The organism is Kitasatospora sp. NPDC057542 (assembly GCF_042801945.1).
Classification (GTDB): Bacteria; Actinomycetota; Actinomycetes; order Streptomycetales; family Streptomycetaceae; genus Kitasatospora.
In genome coordinates, this window is sequence record NZ_JBHVFE010000172.1 from 1 (window position 1) to 16,624 (window position 16,624).

Annotated in this window: 16 protein-coding genes; 12 read left to right on the forward strand and 4 right to left on the reverse strand. The window is 74.7% G+C overall.

All coding sequences use genetic code 11. The annotated features are described in order from the left end of the window. Positions 1–170: 170 nt before the first annotated feature. Positions 171–992 (reverse strand): protein phosphatase 2C domain-containing protein, encoded by an 822-nt coding sequence (locus tag ACFU7Y_RS21880; protein ID WP_224285218.1) that lies wholly within the window; start codon positions 990–992, stop codon positions 171–173. Between the two features lie 203 nt (positions 993–1,195). Here ACFU7Y_RS21880 and ACFU7Y_RS21885 point away from each other — a divergent pair, with 203 nt between their 5' ends. Next, a complete protein-coding gene (locus ACFU7Y_RS21885; protein WP_224285219.1) occupies positions 1,196–1,339 on the forward strand; it encodes a hypothetical protein in 144 nt (47 codons plus the stop codon). Positions 1,340–1,528: 189 nt separating this feature from the next. Here the strand turns inward: ACFU7Y_RS21885 and ACFU7Y_RS21890 are convergent, their stop codons facing one another. From ACFU7Y_RS21890 to ACFU7Y_RS21900, 3 genes are all read right to left on the reverse strand, one after another. Continuing rightward, positions 1,529–2,839 carry an amidase gene (locus ACFU7Y_RS21890; protein WP_380769386.1) on the reverse strand — a complete coding sequence of 437 codons (1,311 nt, stop codon included), beginning with the start codon at positions 2,837–2,839 and terminating at the stop codon, positions 1,529–1,531. Between the two features lie 20 nt (positions 2,840–2,859). After that, positions 2,860–3,081, reverse strand: a complete 222-nt coding sequence (locus tag ACFU7Y_RS21895; RefSeq protein ID WP_224285608.1) for a hypothetical protein — start codon at positions 3,079–3,081, stop codon at positions 2,860–2,862. A gap of 209 nt (positions 3,082–3,290) precedes the next feature. After that, a complete protein-coding gene (locus ACFU7Y_RS21900) occupies positions 3,291–3,926 on the reverse strand; it encodes an ATP-binding protein (protein WP_380769388.1) in 636 nt (211 codons plus the stop codon). A 230-nt stretch (positions 3,927–4,156) separates the two neighbouring features. Here ACFU7Y_RS21900 and ACFU7Y_RS21905 point away from each other — a divergent pair, with 230 nt between their 5' ends. The 11 genes from ACFU7Y_RS21905 (at position 4,157) to ACFU7Y_RS21955 (ending at position 16,565) form a co-directional block, all read left to right on the forward strand. After that, the gene (locus ACFU7Y_RS21905; protein WP_380769389.1) at positions 4,157–4,972 is read left to right on the forward strand and encodes a hypothetical protein; all 816 of its coding nucleotides are present in this window, start codon (positions 4,157–4,159) and stop codon (positions 4,970–4,972) included. Between the two features lie 188 nt (positions 4,973–5,160). Beyond that, entirely contained in the window at positions 5,161–5,910 is a 750-nt protein-coding gene (locus tag ACFU7Y_RS21910) for a YcnI family protein (RefSeq protein WP_224284530.1), read from the forward strand. A gap of 76 nt (positions 5,911–5,986) precedes the next feature. Beyond that, positions 5,987–6,649 (forward strand): SCO family protein, encoded by a 663-nt coding sequence (locus ACFU7Y_RS21915; RefSeq protein WP_224284529.1) that lies wholly within the window; start codon positions 5,987–5,989, stop codon positions 6,647–6,649. After that, a complete protein-coding gene (locus ACFU7Y_RS21920) occupies positions 6,646–7,161 on the forward strand; it encodes a copper chaperone PCu(A)C (protein WP_224284528.1) in 516 nt (171 codons plus the stop codon). The genes ACFU7Y_RS21915 and ACFU7Y_RS21920 overlap by 4 nt, the downstream gene beginning before the upstream one ends. A gap of 13 nt (positions 7,162–7,174) precedes the next feature. After that, positions 7,175–9,202, forward strand: a complete 2,028-nt coding sequence (locus ACFU7Y_RS21925) for a FixH family protein (RefSeq protein WP_380769390.1) — start codon at positions 7,175–7,177, stop codon at positions 9,200–9,202. Between the two features lie 20 nt (positions 9,203–9,222). Continuing rightward, the gene (efeB, locus tag ACFU7Y_RS21930) at positions 9,223–10,491 is read left to right on the forward strand and encodes an iron uptake transporter deferrochelatase/peroxidase subunit (RefSeq protein ID WP_380769391.1); all 1,269 of its coding nucleotides are present in this window, start codon (positions 9,223–9,225) and stop codon (positions 10,489–10,491) included. Between the two features lie 147 nt (positions 10,492–10,638). Continuing rightward, positions 10,639–11,574, forward strand: a complete 936-nt coding sequence (pheA, locus tag ACFU7Y_RS21935; RefSeq protein WP_380769392.1) for a prephenate dehydratase — start codon at positions 10,639–10,641, stop codon at positions 11,572–11,574. 578 nt (positions 11,575–12,152) lie between these two features. Further along, positions 12,153–13,427, forward strand: a complete 1,275-nt coding sequence (serS, locus tag ACFU7Y_RS21940) for a serine--tRNA ligase (protein ID WP_224280797.1) — start codon at positions 12,153–12,155, stop codon at positions 13,425–13,427. A 52-nt stretch (positions 13,428–13,479) separates the two neighbouring features. Further along, positions 13,480–14,325, forward strand: coding sequence for an HAD family hydrolase (locus ACFU7Y_RS21945; RefSeq protein WP_224280796.1), 846 nt, complete (start codon positions 13,480–13,482; stop codon positions 14,323–14,325). A gap of 209 nt (positions 14,326–14,534) precedes the next feature. Further along, positions 14,535–15,257 (forward strand): FadR/GntR family transcriptional regulator, encoded by a 723-nt coding sequence (locus tag ACFU7Y_RS21950; protein WP_380769393.1) that lies wholly within the window; start codon positions 14,535–14,537, stop codon positions 15,255–15,257. Between the two features lie 63 nt (positions 15,258–15,320). After that, positions 15,321–16,565, forward strand: a complete 1,245-nt coding sequence (locus tag ACFU7Y_RS21955; protein ID WP_380769394.1) for a CynX/NimT family MFS transporter — start codon at positions 15,321–15,323, stop codon at positions 16,563–16,565. Positions 16,566–16,624: the final 59 nt, after the last annotated feature.

Genomic DNA, 16,624 nt, shown 5'->3' on the forward strand with positions numbered 1-16,624 from the left:
CCCTGGGCACCTCCCGCAGGCCCCGCGCCGCGCTCGCCGTCATGGGATCACCCGCCATCCGCCCAGCATCGCACGGGGGTTGACGGGTGTTCGGTGAACGGAATCGGACCGATGTGCGTGGGGTGCGAGCCGGACTCCGGGCCGCCCGGCGGTGCCCGGGCCCGAGTCCGCTACAGCAGCGCGTAGAGGGCCGAGGCGTCGTCGTGCGTCTTGCCGCGCGGCCAGCGCTCGCAGTCGGCGTCCGCCCGCTCCACCTCCCGGACCCGGGCGATCAGCTCGCTCGGCCCCGACTCGGCGAGCAGCCGCAGCACATCGGCCCAACTGCCCAGCCCGAAGCGCTCGGTGTAGCGCGAGGCGCCGTCGGTGAGGGCGGCCAGCGCGTGCAGCCGGTCCAGCCGGACGAAGCCGGTCTCGGCGTGCTCGGCCGCCCGCGGGCCGGCCGCGGCGATCCACGGGCCGTTGCCCCGGTTGCGGGCGGCGCGCACGGCCAGCGCGTACTCCAGGTGCAGCGCGGCCCGCTCGGCCGAGCCGGGGACGGTCTCCCACACCTGGCGGCGCAGCTCCTCCCCGGCGGGGAAGCGCTGGTTGTCCCCGATCACCTTCGGCGGGCCGTCCTTGAACTCCAGCACCAGCAGCGAGTCGCCGAGCACCAGGTACTCCAGCGCCTCGCCGTGCCGCCGGGCCGCGACGACCATCGCGGCGGGCGTGTTGGGGTGGGCCAGGTCGCACCGGCCGCCGTGCAGCGCGGCCGTCTCCACGATGGCGTCGGCCAGGCACTCGGCGATCGAGCGGTCCGCCCGGTCGGTGAGCCGGGCGAGCAGGTGCACGCCCAGCCGGCGCACGTACCACACCGTCCCGTGCCGGCACCCGGACTCCAGGCCGGCCGGCGAGCTCACGCCGTCCAGCAGGACCAGCGCCTCCGGCGAGGCCGCCACGAAGTCCTCGCTCTCGCGGTCGGGCCGCCGTGCTTCCCCTGCGAGCTGTAGCTGCATCCCGACAGTGTGGCCGCCGCCCCCGGCCCGCGCCCAGACCCGTGCGCCGGTGCGGCGAGGGCCGGGGCGCGGCGCCCGGTGGCAGCCGGGGTGATTCGGCCATACCGTCGGACAGTGACCGGACGATTCGGCCAATCGGAGCGGGTCGGGTTTGGGATCACCTTCGGGTGTCCGGGCGGCCCGCGACTGACGAGGAGCGGAAGATGTTCTGGGAGTTCATCGTGTTGCTGGCCGCCTCGCTCGGCTTCCCGACGGCCGCACTGTTCTACCTGATCGGCGGGCCGCGCTTCCCCGACGAGAAGCGCGGCCCCGACCCCCGGGGCACCGGGGCTCCCCGGGCCTCCTAGGGCAGGTCCGACGGTTCGCGCCAGGGCCCGCGCCCTCCGCGAGAGCCGGCTCGCCTACTCCCGCGCCCGGGCCCTCCCCAGCGCCGGCTGCGCCCGGGAGTGGTACGACATCGTCGCCGAGGCCCTCGACGGCGCCCGGGCCACCGGCGGGCTGCGCCCCGGCACCGACCCGGCGGACCCGGCGCTCGCCTAACCCTCCGCCACCACCTTTTCCAGGAAGGCGGCTTGGGCCAGCAGCCGCTCGTCACCGCCCGCCGCACCGACCACCTGGAGCCCCAGCGGCAGCCCCTCCGGTGTCCGCCCCGCCGGCAGGCTCAGCGCGGGCCGCCCGAGGAAGCTCCACGGCAGCGACATCACCGCGTCCCCGGTGCTGTGCAGGCCCTCCGGCGCCCCACCGGTCGCCGAGGGCGCCAGCCACAGGTCCACCCCGGCCGCCGTACCCGCCGCGGCCACCCACTCGCGCAGCCGCTCCCGGAACTCCAGAGCGGCCGCCCGGTCCTCGGCCGCGACGCCCTGGCCGGCCCGGATGCCCGCCACCGTCTCCGGCCGGTAGAGCCCGCCGAAGCGGGCGAACCAGTCGGCGTGGCTGCGGGCCAGTTCGAAGCGGTTGACCGCCTGCAACCGCCGGGCGATCTCGGCGAAGTCGGGGAACAGCTCGACCCGGCGCACCGTGAACCCGGCCCGCGCCAGCCGGGCCAGCTGCTCCTCGAAGGCGCGCAGCGCGGCCGGTTCGGCATGCTCCAGGTACGTCCCGTCCGGCACCCCGAGCACGGGCGCGGCCGCCCCGCCGTGCTCCGCCCGCCAGCCGTCGCAGAGCAGCGGGGCCGCCAGGGCCGCGCCCGCCAGGTCCGCGGTGAACGTCCCCAGGGTGTCGAAGCTCGGCGCGTTCGGGATCACCCCCGTGATCGGGATCCGCCCGTACGTCGGCCGGAAGCCCACCACCCCGCAGTACGCGGCCGGGCGGATCACCGAGCCGACCGTCTGGGTGCCGATCGCCAGCGGCACCAGCCCGGCCGCGACCGCGGCCGCCGAACCGCTGCTGGAGCCGCCCGGGGTGTGCCCCGGATGGTGCGGGTTGCGGGTCGGGCCCGGGGCGCTCGCGGCGAACTCGGCGGTCACGGTCTTGCCCGCGACCAGCGCCCCCGCCGCCCGCAGCCGGTCCACCACCACGGCCTGCGGCCCGGCCAGCACCCCGGGCGGCAGCGCCGAACCGCCGTGCGTGGGCAGCCCGTCCACGTGCACGATGTCCTTGACGCCCACCGCCACCCCGTACAGCGGCGGCCGCCCGCCCGGTTCCGGGTACCGCGCGGCCACCTCCCGCGCCTGCGACCGCAGCCGCTCGTGCCGCCCGGGCTCCGGCACGAACGCGCGGATCAGCGGGTCCACCCGTTCGACCAGGGCGCACAACCGGTCGACGTACTCGGACAGTTCCGGCACACCGGCGCGCAGCCCGGCGGCCTCATCGGTCAACGGCCGCGGCCGGACGAGGGGTTCCTCCATGCCGGTCACAGTAGACCGGCTCACGGGTGGTGTTCGGCCGCCAGGTACGGTGCCTCGCGCAGGAAGTACGCCCCGCAGGTGTGGCAGCACAGCTCCGGGGTCTTCCCCCAGTCCACCGCCTCCCGCACCTGCGACCCCGGATCGAGCTCCCGGCCGCACATCGCGACGTCCGCGTCGCCCCGGACCATGTGCCACAGCCGCACCTCCGCGGCCGCACCGCCGGCGCCGTACTCCGCTCGCATCTGGTGCATCATGCCCCCATCGTCCGGCCCCCTCCCACCCCCGGCAACCGGAGGCTCAGGGGCTCGGATCCCCCCGGCGAAACGCCGGGCACGCCGCCGGTCCCGATGCCCACCGTCGACAACCGCTGCCACGGCGGCGTCCACCGGAGCTCGCTGCTCAAGGTCGTGTTCCCGGCCGCCGGCCGCGGCCGTGACCGGTACGCAGAAGGTCAGGACGCCGCGCGGAGCAGGGCGCCGTCCTGCCACTTGAGGATCTTGTCGAAGCTCACGATCGCCCCGCGCAGGGGGTGGTTGCGGAGCTGGACGTGGTCGGTGAGGGCGTGGATGAGGAAGAGGCCGCGGCCGGACTCGGCGGTGAGGTCGGGGAGGGTGTCCAGGTCGACCGGGCGCAGGGTGGGGGTGCTGGGGCGGCAGGGCAGGACGTGGGTGTCGTACGGGTGGCCGTCGCGGCGGGGGCGGTGGGCGGCGAGGACGCGGGCCGGGACGGTGGCGCGGCCGCGGCGGGTGCGGCGGAGCGCACGGCCGGCCACCACCGGACGGGCCTGGGCCGCGGCAGCCGGGCGGCGGACGGGCGCGGCGGGGGCGGGCAGGCCGGGGCCGGAGTCGGTGACCTCGATCCGCAGCCGGTCGCCGCAGATCGAGGCGGTGACCTGGAAGCCGTCGTCGGGCCGCCCGGTGGCGCCGTGCTCGACGGCGTTGGCGCAGGCCTCGGTGAGGGCGATGCCGAGGTCGTCCGCGATCTGCGGGTCGACGCCCGCCGTCGCCATCGCACCGAGCAGGATGCGCCGGGCCAGCGGGACGCTGGCCGGGTCGCGCTTGAGGTGCAGAGTCCACCAGATGTCCACGGGAGGTCCCTCCTGGCTGCGACTCCACATACAACTAGGTATCTCCGGGCGATTCCCGGGCGAACCGTGCCCGGGGGCCGCTACCGCCCGTTCGGCGGATGGACCGGGGGACGGGGTCTGTGCCGGGCGACGCGTACGCCCCCTCTCACGCCGCCGCCGAAAGGGGCATTCGTAGGGATTTCCCACCCTGCCCGTGTCCGCGGCGTACGCAATGAGAGGATGGCCCGGCCATGACTGCCCTCGCCGCCGCCCCGCTCCCGGGCGCCCCCGGACCGGCCCAGCCGGTGGGGTCCGCCGCCTGGGACCTGCGGCTTGCCCGGGCGGTCCCGTTCGCGCTGGTGTGCACCCTGATAGCGGCCGCCGGGCACGCCCTGGCGGGTGGCGGGAACGTGCCGCCGACCGCGCTGGCGGCGGGCTTCGCCGCGGTGCTGGCGTTCGCGGTGGTCTGCGGCGGGCGGGAGCGTTCGCTGGCGGCCATCGCCGGGGCGCTGGGTGCCGGGCAGCTCGGACTGCACTGCCTCTTCCACGGCTTCAACGGCTCCATGCCCGGCATGCACCACGGCGGCTCCGGTCCGCTGACCGTGCCGCAGGTGGCCGGCCGGCTGATCTGCAACGAGGCCCGCCCCGGCACGCTGATCGGCCTGTCCGGCAGCCCGTCCCCGGAGCAGCTGGTCTCCTCCGCCGGCCTGGACCCGCACGCGTTCGCCACCGCGCCCTGGTGGCAGGCCGGCGTGTTCGGCATGACGCCGTCGATGCTGGCCGGGCACCTGGGCGCCGCGCTGGTCGCGGGGTGGTGGCTGCGGCGCGGCGAGGCGGCGCTGTGGCGACTGCTGCGGGTGGCCGCCGCGGCGGCCCGGGAGCACTGGGCGGCGCCGCTGCGCACCGCGTTCGCGCTGGTGGCCGTGTTGCTGCGCGGTCTGTTCGGCGTGGCCGGCCCGGCCCGCCGGTTCGGCGCCCGAGGCGGGGAGAGCCCGCTCCCGGCAGGTGCCGTGCTGCGGCACAGCGTGGTGCGGCGCGGCCCGCCGTGCGGGGCCCTCGCGTACTGACCGGCGTTTCCTGGCGGCCCTGCGGCCGTACCGGGTGCCCGGTGTGCGCACCGTCCGGCCGTTCCCCCGACCACCGGGGCGGCCCGAGGCTCTGCCCCCACGTCGTCCCCGCGCGCGGCCCCCGCGGCACGGCTCACGCCCGTCGCCCGGTACCGGCTGCCGCCGGCTCCGATCGGAGACCCCACATCATGCGTTCCCTTCCCGCCCGCCGTCTCGCCGCCGTCGCCCTCACCGCCGCCGCCTCCGTGGTGGCGCTGGCCGGCCCCGCCTTCGCGCACGTCACCGTGAACCCGGGCGCGGCCGCCCAGGGCGGCTACACGGCCGTCGACTTCCGGGTGCCGAACGAGAGCGACACGGCGGGCACGGTGAAGCTGGAGGTCAACCTCCCGCTGGACCACCCGCTGGCCTCGGTCCGGACCCTGCCGCTGCCGGGCTGGACCGCCACGGTCGAGAAGGCCAAGCTCGACAAGCCGATCAAGGTGCACGGCAACGACGTCACCGAGGCCGTCTCCAAGATCACCTGGACCGCCGACGCCGGCACCAAGATCGCCCCCGGCCAGTTCCAGGAGTTCCGGGTCTCGCTCGGCCCGCTGCCGACCGACACCGACAACCTGGTCTTCAAGACCCTCCAGACCTACGACAACGGCGACGTCGCCCGCTGGATCGACGAGAGCAAGGACGGCCAGCCGGAGCCGGCCAAGCCCGCGCCCGTCCTGAAGCTCACCAAGGCCGCCGAGGGCGACGGCCACGGCGTCACCGCCTCCCCGGCCGCAGGCGCCCACAGTGACAGCTCCGACCACACCGCCGCCTCCGGCGACGCCAAGTCCAGCGACTCCACCGCCCGCACCCTGGGCGTGGTCGGCATCGTGGTCGGTGTGATCGGCACCGCCGTCGGCGTACTCGGCCTGCGCCGCAAGAGCGGCGGCTCCGCCTCCTGATCCCCCGTGCCGACGGGCCGTGCCCCCCTTCCGGGTGCGGCCCGCCGGCGGTCCACCGCGCACGATCGGAACTCCCATGCTCACCCGCACCACCCGTCTGGCCGGCGCGGCCGCCCTCGCGCTGGCCGCCGCCCTGACCCTCTCCGCCTGCGGCTCCTCCGGCGGCGACTCCACCGCCGCCAAGGTCACCCGGCAGAAGGAGGACACCCCGTACCAGGGCACCAAGCTCGCCAAGAACTTCGAGAAGCCGGACCTCCAGCTGACCGACACCTCCGGCCAGCCCTTCGACCTGCGTCAGCAGACCAGCGGCAAGGCCACCCTGCTGTTCTTCGGCTACACCAGCTGCCCGGACGTCTGCCCGACCACCATGGGCGACATCGGCGTCGCGATGAAGGCGCTCTCCCCGGAGGACCGGCAGAAGATCAACATCGTCTTCGTCTCCACCGACCCGCAGCGCGACACCCCCAAGGTGCTGCGCACCTGGCTGGACTCGATGGGCAGCGACTTCATAGGCCTCACCGGGGACCTGGCCAAGGTGAAGACCGCCGCCAAGTCGCTCGGCATCATGATCGAGGACCCGGTGGTCAACACGGACGGCACGGTCACCTCCACCCACGGCGCGCAGGTGCTGGCCTTCCTCCCCTCGGACGACAAGGCTCACGTGCTCTACATGAGCGGCACCGAGGAGAAGACCTACGAGCACGACCTGCCGCTGCTCGCCAAGGGGGTCGCGGCGTGACCTCGGCGCAGACCGGAACCCGCCGCTTCCGCCGCAGCGCCCTGCTCGGCGCCGTCGTCGCGACGGCCCTGGGCGGCGGCGCCATCCTGGCGGCCTGCGGGACGGGGGGCGGCACGGGCGGCCAGGACGGCACCCCCGGCGGCCCGGCCAGGCTCAGCGTCGCCGACTCCTACATCCCGCTGCCCCCGGCCGGCGGCATGGCGGCCGGCTACCTGACCGTCCGCAACGACGGCGGGCAGGACCAGCTGCTCAAGGTGACCAGCCCGGCCGCCGAGTCGGTCACCATGCACCGCTCGACCGCGTCGACCATGGAGCAGGTGGACAGCCTGGACGTCCCCGCTCACGGCGCCCTGCAGCTCGCCCGCGGCGGCAACCACCTCATGATCATGGGATGGCAGAAGGCCCCCGTCCTCGGCGACGAGCTGGAGCTCGACCTCACCTTCGCCAAGTCCGGCACCATCTCCGTCAAGGTGCCGGTCAAGGAGCTCACCTACCGCCCCGGCCAGAGTTAAGGGGACCACCACCATGCTGTCGGCCGGCCTGGAGAAGGCCACCCACCGCCGGATCGCCGGGGTGCTCGGAGTGCTCGGCGCCCTGCTCGCGCTGATGCTCGCGGGCGCCGGACCGGCCTCCGCGCACGCCACCCTGGATTCCACCGACCCGCGGCAGAACTCGGTGGTCGCCACCGCCCCGCAGGCGGTGACGCTGACCTTCAGCGAGTCCGTCTCGCTCTCCGGCGACTCCGTCCGGGTGCTCGACCCGGCCGGCAAGGCCGTGGACACCGGCAACCCGGCGCACGCCGACGGCAAGGGCAACACCGCCCGGGTCGGACTGCGGAGCGGACTCGCCAACGGCACGTACACGGTGGCCTGGCGGGCCGTCTCGGACGACTCGCACCCGGTCGGCGGGGCGTTCACCTTCTCGATCGGCGCGCCCTCGGACACCTCGGTGTCGGCCACCGCGCTCCAGGGCGCCGACGCCGACGGCGTGGTCGCGGCGCTGTACGGCACCGGCCGCACCGTCGCCTACACGGCCTTCGCGCTGCTGGTCGGCGTCGCCGCCTTCGTGCTGGTCTGCTGGCCGGCCGGCACCGCCCGGCGCCGGGTGCAGCGGCTGCTGATGACCGGCTGGACGGCGCTGCTGGTCTCCACCGTCGCGGTGCTGATGCTGCGCGGCCCGTACGAGCGCGGCTCGGGGGTCGGGCAGGCCTTCGACCTGTCGCTGGTGCGCGCCACGCTGGACGAGCGGATCGGCACCGCGCTGGCCGCCCGGCTGCTACTGCTCGCGGCGGGCGGGGTGTTCCTGTCGTTGCTGGTCGGGCAGCTGGGGCAGACGCCGCGGCCGGTCGCCCCGGAGCCGCTGGACGGGGAGCAGAACGGCTCCGGGGGCCCCGGGGGCTCCGAGGAGGACGCCGAGGCCGCCGAGCTGCGCGCGCTGGAGCGGCGGGCCGCCGAACGGCCGCAGCACGAGGTCCGGCTCGGCCTCGGCGTGGCCGGGCTGGTGCTGGCGGTCGCCCTCTCGGCGACCTGGGTCGGCGCCGACCACGCCTCGGTGGGCATCCAGGTCTGGCTGGCGCTGCCGCTCGGCGTCCTGCACCTGATCGCCATGGCGCTCTGGCTGGGCGGGCTGGCCGCGCTGCTGGTCGCGCTGCGCGAGGGCGTCGGCGCCGAGGTGGTGGACCGCTTCTCGAAGATCGCCTTCGGCTCGGTGGCCGTGCTGGCCGCGACCGGGATCTACCAGTCCTGGCGGGGCCTGGGCAGCTGGGGCGCGCTGACCGGCACCGAGTACGGACGGCTGCTGCTGGTGAAGAACGGCTGCGTGGTCGCGATGCTCGGCGTCGCCTGGGTCTCCCGTTCCTGGCTCGCCCGGCTGCGCTCGGCCCCGGCCGAGGCGGTGGAGGTCGCACCGGCCGAACCGGCGGAGCCGGTCGCCGTGGCGGCGCACAGCGAGGACCCGGTCCGGCAGGCGCAGCTGGAGCGCCAGCTGGCAGCCCGGCAGAGCGCCGGACGCGACCGCGGGCTGACCCCGACCCGGGCCGGGCTGCGCCGCTCGGTGCTGGTCGAGGCGCTGGTCGCGGTGGCGGTGCTGGTGGTCACCACGATGCTCACCAACTCCCCGCCCGGGCGGGTGGCGGGCGAGGTCAAGGCCGGGGCGGCCGACGCTCCGGTCGCCGGCGGGGCCGCGGCGGCCGCGCAGACCGAGCCGGGTCGCACCGTCGAGCTCAAGCTCCCGTACGACACCAAGGGCCGGACGCCGAACGCCAAGGGCACCGCGATCGTCACCCTCAACCCGGCCCGGACCGGGCCGAACGAGGTGAAGCTGGCGCTGGACGGCGCGGACGGTCAGCCGGTGGACGTCCCCGAGGTGCAGCTCGCCTTCACCCTGCCGGACCGCGACCTCGGCCCGCTGCCGGTCGCGCTCACCCCGGAGGGCACCGGCCGCTGGAGCGGCACCGCGCAGCTGCCGCTGGCGGGCAACTGGGTGGTGTCGGTGCAGATCCGCTCCTCCGACATCGACCAGACCACCCCGACCCAGCAGTTCAAGATCGGATGAGCGGGGTGGCGGACGTGTCGATGGACCACGCTTCGACGGGGCCTGCGGGCTTCACCCGGCGGGCGCTGCTCGGCACCGCCGGGGCCGGGCTGCTGGCCGGTGCCGGCGCGGGCGTCGCCGGGGCGGTCGCCGTGGACGGGCGGCCCGGCGGGACGGCGGCTGCGGCGGGCCCGTCCGGTCGGGCGCTGGGCGCGGCCCGGGTGCCGTTCCGCGGCGAGCACCAGGCCGGGATCACCGACCCGCAACAGGCCAGGGTCCAGCTTGCCGCCTTCGACCTGGCCGAGGGCGTCGGCCGGGACGGGCTGCGCACCCTGCTGCAGCGCTGGACGAAGGCGGCCGATCGGCTGACCGCCGGGGAGCCGGCCGAGGAGTTCGACAACCAGGTCGCGCTGGACGCCGGGCCCTGCTCGCTCACCGTCACGGTCGGCTTCGGCGGCGCACTGTTCGACAAGGCCGGGCTGGCCGACCGCCGCCCGCCCGGGCTCGAACCGCTGCCCGCCTTCCCCGGCGACGCGCTCGACCCGGCCCGCGGCGACGGCGACCTGTTCGTCCAGATCGGCGCGGACGACGCCCTGGTCGCGGTGCACGCCCTGCGGGTGCTCCAGCGGCTGGCCACCGGTACGGCGGCGCTGCGCTGGCAGTCGGCCGGCTTCGCCCGCACCCCCGGCGCCGCCGCGCAGCCGGTGACCGGACGCAACCTGATGGGCCAGATCGACGGCACCAACAACCCCAGGCCGGACGAGGAGGGCTTCGCCGCCAAGGTGTTCTGCGCCGCCGGCGGCGACCAGCCGGCCTGGCTGACCGGCGGCTCGTACCTGGTGTTCCGGCGGATCCGGATGCTGCTGGACCACTGGGAGGCGCTGCCGGTGGACCGGCAGGAGCGGGTGATCGGGCGGCGCAAGTCGGACGGCGCCCCGCTCGGCGCGCCCGCCGGGGCCGGTGAGCGCTCCCCGGTCGACCTCACCGCGCAGGGCCCGGACGGCACCCTGGCGATCCCGGCCGACGCCCACATCCGGGTCGCCACCCCGGCGGCCAACGGCGGGGCGGCGATGCTGCGGCGCGGTTTCTCGTACCACGACGGGCTGTCGCCGGACGGCTCGCCGGACGCCGGGCTGCTCTTCCTCGCCTTCCAGACCGACCCGCGCAGGGGCTTCATCCCCGTGCAGCGCAAGCTCTCCCGGGGCGACGGCCTGTCCCGCTTCCTGCGGCACGAGGCCGGCGGCCTGTACGCGCTGCCGCCGAGTGCGCCGCCCGGCGGCTACCTCGGCCAGCAGTTGTTGGAGGGGTAGTTCCCCGGGGGTTCGAAGAAGGACCCCCGGGATTCACCGCCGCGGTCCCGGCCTCTGGAACGCTTTCCTGCCGGGGCCGCGGAATCGTTATCGTGACTGCTTCGGCTCACTCTGCCCGCGCAGCACCGAGATCCCCACGGAGGCGTCATGTCGGCCACCCGCTACACCTACCTCGGACCGGCCGGCACGTTCACCGAGGCGGCCCTGCACACCCTGCCCGAGGCGGCGACCCGGGAGCTGGTGCCGCTGTCCTCGGTGGCGCTGGCGCTGGACGCGGTGCGCGGCGGGGAGGCGGCCGGGGCGTTCGTCCCGATCGAGAACTCGGTGGAGGGCGCGGTCACCGCGACCAACGACGAACTGGCCTCCGGCGCACCGCTGATGATCTACCGTGAGGTGCTGCTGCCGATCACCTTCGCGCTGCTGGTGCGGCCGGGCACCGAGCTGTCCGGGGTCAAGACGGTGACCAGCCACCCGGTGGCCCAGCCGCAGGTGCGCCGCTGGCTGGCGGCCAACCTGCCGGAGGCGAGCTGGGAGTCGGCCGCCTCCAACGCGGACGGCGCCCGGCTGGTCGCCGAGGGCCGTTACGACGGCGCGTTCGCGGGCGAGTTCGCGGCGCCGATCTACGGGCTGGAGCCGCTGGTCAAGGACATCGCGGACGCGAAGAGCGCGGCCACCCGGTTCGTCCTGGTCGGCCGCCCGGGGCGGGTCTCCTCGCCGACCGGCGCGGACAAGACCTCGATGGTGGTCTGGCTGCCGGACGATCACCCGGGTGCTCTGCTGGAGCTGCTCCAGGAGTTCGCGGTGCGCGGGGTCAACCTGATGCGGATCGAGTCCCGCCCGACCGGCGAGGGCATGGGCAGCTACTGCTTCCTGATCGACTGCGAGGGCCACCTGTCCGAGCGCCGGGTCGGCGAGGCGATGATGGGGCTCAAGCGGATCTGCCCGCAGGTGCGGTACCTCGGCTCCTATCCGCGCGCCGACCGGCAGCAGTCCACCCACCGGCGGCCGGGGACCTCGGACGCGGATTTCACCTCGGCGGCGGACTGGCTCTCCCGCGCGCTCGACGGCCGCGGGGACATCTGAAGCCCGCGGGGCGTCCGCAGCCCGCGGGCCGGCTGAAGCCCTCGGGACATCCGGACTCCTCCGGACATCCTGGCTACATCTTTTGTCTTTCCGACCTTTTCCGACAGTTTCGGACCGGGCCGATCAGGCGGGGCGGGCGGCCCCACCCGTCATCCACAGGGGCCCGGAGCCGGAGACCGCTGTCCACAGGGCTCTCCGCTGTCCACAGCCGGAAGTTATCCACAGGCCTGGGGATGAGTCGACAAACCGGTATAGCCATTGCTCAGAACAGGTCGGACCATCGGTTTGCGTCGCAGAGATGACCAATCGGGCCAGAGTCACCCGGTTGCCAGCAAATCACCCGTCCGAGTGCTTCAATTCCCTCACTCGGGAAGGTGGATCGAGGTTTGAAACCTCAATCCCCTGATTCGTTCACGCGGAAGGCGATCCTCCCTTTTGATCCACAGGCCCGGGGCCGGGCCTGTGGATAACCCGGCGACGGAGAGTTCCCCACACGGGTTATCCACAGGCCCGGGTGAGTTATCCCCAGGGGAAAAGCCGTACCGGTGAAGGAACGGTCTCCCGGTACGCTTGGGCCTGTGATTGACCTTCGCCTGCTCCGTGAGGACCCTGACCGAGTGCGCGCCTCGCAGCGCGTCCGTGGCGAGGACGTCGACCTGGTCGACGCCCTCCTCTCCGCCGACGAGCGGCGCCGGTCCTCGGGCAGCCGCTTCGACGAACTGCGCAACGAGCAGCGGGTGCTCGGCAAGCAGGTCGCCCAGGCCAAGGGCGACGAGAAGGCCGCCCTGCTCCAGCGCACCAAGGACCTGGCCGCCGAGGTCAAGGCCGCCGACGCCGAGCAGAGCGCGGCCAAGGAGGAGGCCGACCGCCTGCTCCGCTCGCTGGCGAACCTCATCGACCCGGCCGCCCCGGTCGGCGGCGAGGAGGACTTCGTCACCCTTGAGGAGATCGGCACCCCGCGCGACTTCGCCGCCGAGGGCTTCGAGCCCCGCGACCACGTCGAGCTGGGCCAGATCCTCGGCGCGATCGACACCGAGCGCGGCGCCAAGGTCGCCGGTGCCCGCTCCTACTACCTGACCGGCGTCGGCGCGCTGCTGGAGCTCGCCCTGGTCAACATGGCGATCGCCCAGGCCACCGCGGCCGGCTTCACCCCGATGATCACCCCGACCCTGGTCCGCCCGGCCGCCATGGACGGCACCGGCTTCCTCGGCCAGGCCGCCGAGAACGTGTACCACCTCGCCGAGGACGACCGGTACCTGGTCGGCACCAGCGAGGTCCCGCTCGCGGCGTACCACATGGACGAGATCCTCGACGCCGACAAGCTGCCGCTGCGCTACGCCGGCTACTCGTCCTGCTTCCGCCGCGAGGCCGGCACCTACGGCAAGGACACCCGCGGCATCATCCGCGTCCACCAGTTCGAGAAGGTGGAGATGTTCGTCTTCACCACCCCCGAGGACGCGGAGAACGAGCACCGCCGCCTGCTCCAGTGGGAGAAGGACTTCCTCAACGCGCTGGAGCTGCCGTACCGGGTGATCGACGTCGCCTCCGGCGACCTCGGCGCCTCGGCCGCGCGCAAGTTCGACATCGAGGCGTGGATCCCCACCCAGGGCAAGTACCGCGAGGTCACCTCGACCTCCAACACCACCGAGTACCAGGCCCGCCGGCTGTCGATCCGGATGCGCGAGGAGGGCAAGACCCGCCCGCTCGCCACCCTGAACGGCACCCTGGTCGCCGTCCCCCGCACCATCGTGGCGATCCTGGAGAACCACCAGCAGGCCGACGGCTCGGTCGTCGTGCCCGAGGCGCTGCGGCCGTTCCTCGGCGGGCGGGCCGTCCTCGAACCGGTCAAGTAACCCGGTCCGCACCGCCCAGCACGACCTGCAACTCCCGGGAGACGTACGGCCCATGAGCACCATCAGCCCCAGCCCCGCCTCCCCCGACGGTGGCGACCTGCCCTACCGGCTGGTCGCCACCGACCTCGACGGCACCCTGCTCACCAGCGGGGAGACCGTCTCCGAGCGCACCCGCGCCGCCCTCGCCGCGGCCACCGGCGCGGGCGCGCTGCACATCATCGTCACCGGGCGCTCGGCCGTCTGGGCCCGCCCGATCTTCGACGAGATCGGCTACACCGGGATAGCGGTCTGCGGCCAGGGCGCCCAGGTGTACGACGCCGGCGCGCACAAGCTGCTCACCTCGCTCACCCTGGACCGGCGGCTCGCCGCGATCGCGATCGAGAAGATCGAGGCCCGGACCGGCCCGCTCGCCATCGCCGCCGGCCAGGACGGCCTCGACGGCCAGGTGCTGGCCGGCCCCGGCTACGAGCTGCTGATCGGCTCCGACCTGCCGGTCGTCCGGGTCGAGCGCAGCGAGCTGTTCGACGCTCCGCTCAGCAAGCTGTACATCCAGCACCACGCCCTCACCGACGACGCCCTCGCCGAGGCCGCCCGGCACGCCGCCGGCGACCTGGTCGGCGTGGTGATGGCCGGCGCCGGCGTGGTCGAGCTGCTCCCGCTCGGCCTGTCCAAGGCCACCGGCCTGGCCGTCGCCGCCCGCCGCCTCGGCGTCCGCGCCGCCGACACCATCGCCTTCGGCGACATGCCCAACGACGTCCCGATGTTCGGCTGGGCCGCCCACGGCGTCGCCATGGCCAACGCCCACGAGGAACTCCTCGCCGTCGCCGACGCCGTCACCACCAGCAACGACGAGGACGGCGTCGCCGCGGTCCTGGAGCGCCTCTACCCGCAGCGCTGACGCCTCCGGCGGGGCCGACCGCGGGCCCGCGGGCCCCCGTCCTCCGCGCTGCGGCCTTCCGCCGCGCGCAGTGCCCCGAGCGGCCCGGCCCGGAGGGCCGGTCGGGTGTTCATGTGCTGTTCAGGGGTGGGTTGTAGGATGACCGGGCAAGCGGTTGTAGGATGACCGACGACCGATGATGGCGTGTGCGGTGGGAAGGGAGGTCCGGCATGAGCGGCGGTTTGCAGGCGGCCGGGCGGCGCTCCCTGGTGGACACCGCGATCGAGCAGTTGCGGGAGCAGCTGGCGGGTGGGGCGTGGCCGGTGGGGTCGCGGATTCCCACCGAGCACGAGCTGGCCGAGCAACTGCACGTCGGGCGGAACACCGTCCGGGAGGCGATCCGGGTGCTGGTGCACGCCGGAATGCTGGTCTCCCGGCAGGGCGAGGGGACGTTCGTCCGCTCCACCAGCGACCCGGCGTCCGTGCTGCGCGGCGTCCAGCGCTCGGGCATCCGGGACGTCCTGGAGGTCCGAGCGGCGCTGGAGACCGAGGGCGCCCGACTGGCCGCGCTGCGGCACACTCCCGAGGACATCCGGCGGATGCGCGCCGCGCTGGCCCGTGAGGCCGAGGTGTTCGCGGCGCACCCCGAGCGGGCGAGCCGCGAGGCCACCGTCGAGCACGACCTGGAGTTCCACACCGCCGTCGTCGAGGCCGCGCACAACCCCGCGCTGGCCGAGGTGTACCGCTACTTCGGCGCCTCCGTACGCGAGGCGATGACCTCCGCCTTCGGCGACCACGACATGCCCGAGGCGGTCGTGGCCACCCACGAGGCGCTGGTCGACGCGATCGAGGGCGGTGACCCGGACCGGGCCGAGGCGGCGTGCCGTGCGCTGCTCGCCGGCCCGACCGCGGCCGTCGAGCAGCTGCTCGCGGCCATCGCGGCCCGGAAGTAGGACGGCGCGAGCCTCCCTTCCGCCGTCCGCATCCACGCACATTCACGAAAGAACAGCACACCCATGGCCGTCACCCGTGCCCAGCAGCCGGTTGTCACCACTCCTGCCCCGCTCCCCGTCCGCTCGCGGCTGGCCCATCCGCTCCTGCTGCTGACCGGCATCGTGCTGGTCGCGCTGAACATGCGCGCCTGCCTGGCGGCGGTCTCCCCGATGGTCGGCGAGATCCAGCGGACCTTCGGCCTGTCCGCCACCGCGAGCGGGCTGATCACCACTGTTCCGGTGCTGTTCCAGGGCGTCGGCGCCCCGCTCACCCCCCGGCTGACCCGCCGTTTCGGCGCCGAGCGGGTGGTGCTCGGCGCGGTGCTGGTGCTCGGCGCGGGCGTGCTGCTGCGGGTGCTGCCGTCGGTGACGGCCCTGTACGCGGGCTGCGTGGTGATCGGCGTGGCGATCGCGGTGCTGAACGTGTCGATGCCGGGCCTGGTCAAGCGCGAGTTCCCGGACCGCGCGGCCACCATGACCGGCGTCTATTCGACCACCATGCTGGTCGGCGCCACGCTCGCGGCCGGCACCTCCGTCCCGCTGGAGCACGCGCTCGGCGGCGGCTGGCGGGCCTCGCTGGGCGCCTGGTCGCTGCTCGCGCTGATCGCGGCGGTGGCCTGGCTGCCGCAGGTGCTGCGCTCCCGCCAGGAGCAGCACCTGGGAGCGGTGGCCGCGGCCGGCGCGCCGACCAGGCCGATCGAGGGCATCTGGAAGTCCCCGCTGGCCTGGCAGATCAGCCTCTTCATGGGCATCTCGTCGCTGCTGGTCTACACCCTCGTCGCGTGGATGCCGACCATCCTGGCCGACCACGGCATGGAGCGCGGCCAGGCCGGTCTGGTCTTCGCCTTCTCCAACCTGGTGCAGGTGGCGGGCGCCTTCCTGGTGCCGCTGATGGCCGGCCGGATGACCAGCCAGCGCGCGCTGGCGGTGACCATGGCCGCCCTGAACGGGCTGGGCATCGCCCTGCTGCTGGTCGCGCCGGTCTCCGCCGCATGGGTGTCGGCGACCATCCTCGGTGTGGCCCAGGGCGGTTCGCTGGGTCTGGGCCTGGCGTTCATCGTGCTGCGCACCCGCACCGCGGCCGGTGCCGCCCAGCTGGGCGGGATGTCGCAGGCGATCGGCTACCTGGTGGCGGCGGCCGGCCCGGTGGGCGCGGGCGCACTGCACCAGCTGACCGGCGGCTGGGAGGCCACCCTGGTGCTGATGCTGGTGCTGGTCCTGGTGGTCGGCGCGGCCGGCTGGGGCGCGGGCCGCAACCGCACCCTCTGAGCCGCACTCCCGCACGTCCGCGAGACCCGGGTGCAGCGAGCCCCGGACGCCTTCACGGG

Coding starts and splice junctions, on each gene's coding strand:
- ACFU7Y_RS21880 (WP_224285218.1), bottom strand. CDS start 992: ATGCAGCTACAGCTCGCAGGGGAAGCACGGCGGCCCGACCGCGAGAGC.
- ACFU7Y_RS21910 (WP_224284530.1), top strand. CDS start 5,161: ATGCGTTCCCTTCCCGCCCGCCGTCTCGCCGCCGTCGCCCTCACCGCC.
- ACFU7Y_RS21955 (WP_380769394.1), top strand. CDS start 15,321: ATGGCCGTCACCCGTGCCCAGCAGCCGGTTGTCACCACTCCTGCCCCG.
- ACFU7Y_RS21890 (WP_380769386.1), bottom strand. CDS start 2,839: ATGGAGGAACCCCTCGTCCGGCCGCGGCCGTTGACCGATGAGGCCGCC.
- ACFU7Y_RS21895 (WP_224285608.1), bottom strand. CDS start 3,081: ATGCGAGCGGAGTACGGCGCCGGCGGTGCGGCCGCGGAGGTGCGGCTG.
- pheA (WP_380769392.1), top strand. CDS start 10,639: ATGTCGGCCACCCGCTACACCTACCTCGGACCGGCCGGCACGTTCACC.
- ACFU7Y_RS21905 (WP_380769389.1), top strand. CDS start 4,157: ATGACTGCCCTCGCCGCCGCCCCGCTCCCGGGCGCCCCCGGACCGGCC.
- ACFU7Y_RS21915 (WP_224284529.1), top strand. CDS start 5,987: ATGCTCACCCGCACCACCCGTCTGGCCGGCGCGGCCGCCCTCGCGCTG.
- ACFU7Y_RS21945 (WP_224280796.1), top strand. CDS start 13,480: ATGAGCACCATCAGCCCCAGCCCCGCCTCCCCCGACGGTGGCGACCTG.
- ACFU7Y_RS21885 (WP_224285219.1), top strand. CDS start 1,196: ATGTTCTGGGAGTTCATCGTGTTGCTGGCCGCCTCGCTCGGCTTCCCG.
- efeB (WP_380769391.1), top strand. CDS start 9,223: ATGGACCACGCTTCGACGGGGCCTGCGGGCTTCACCCGGCGGGCGCTG.
- ACFU7Y_RS21925 (WP_380769390.1), top strand. CDS start 7,175: ATGCTGTCGGCCGGCCTGGAGAAGGCCACCCACCGCCGGATCGCCGGG.
- ACFU7Y_RS21950 (WP_380769393.1), top strand. CDS start 14,535: ATGAGCGGCGGTTTGCAGGCGGCCGGGCGGCGCTCCCTGGTGGACACC.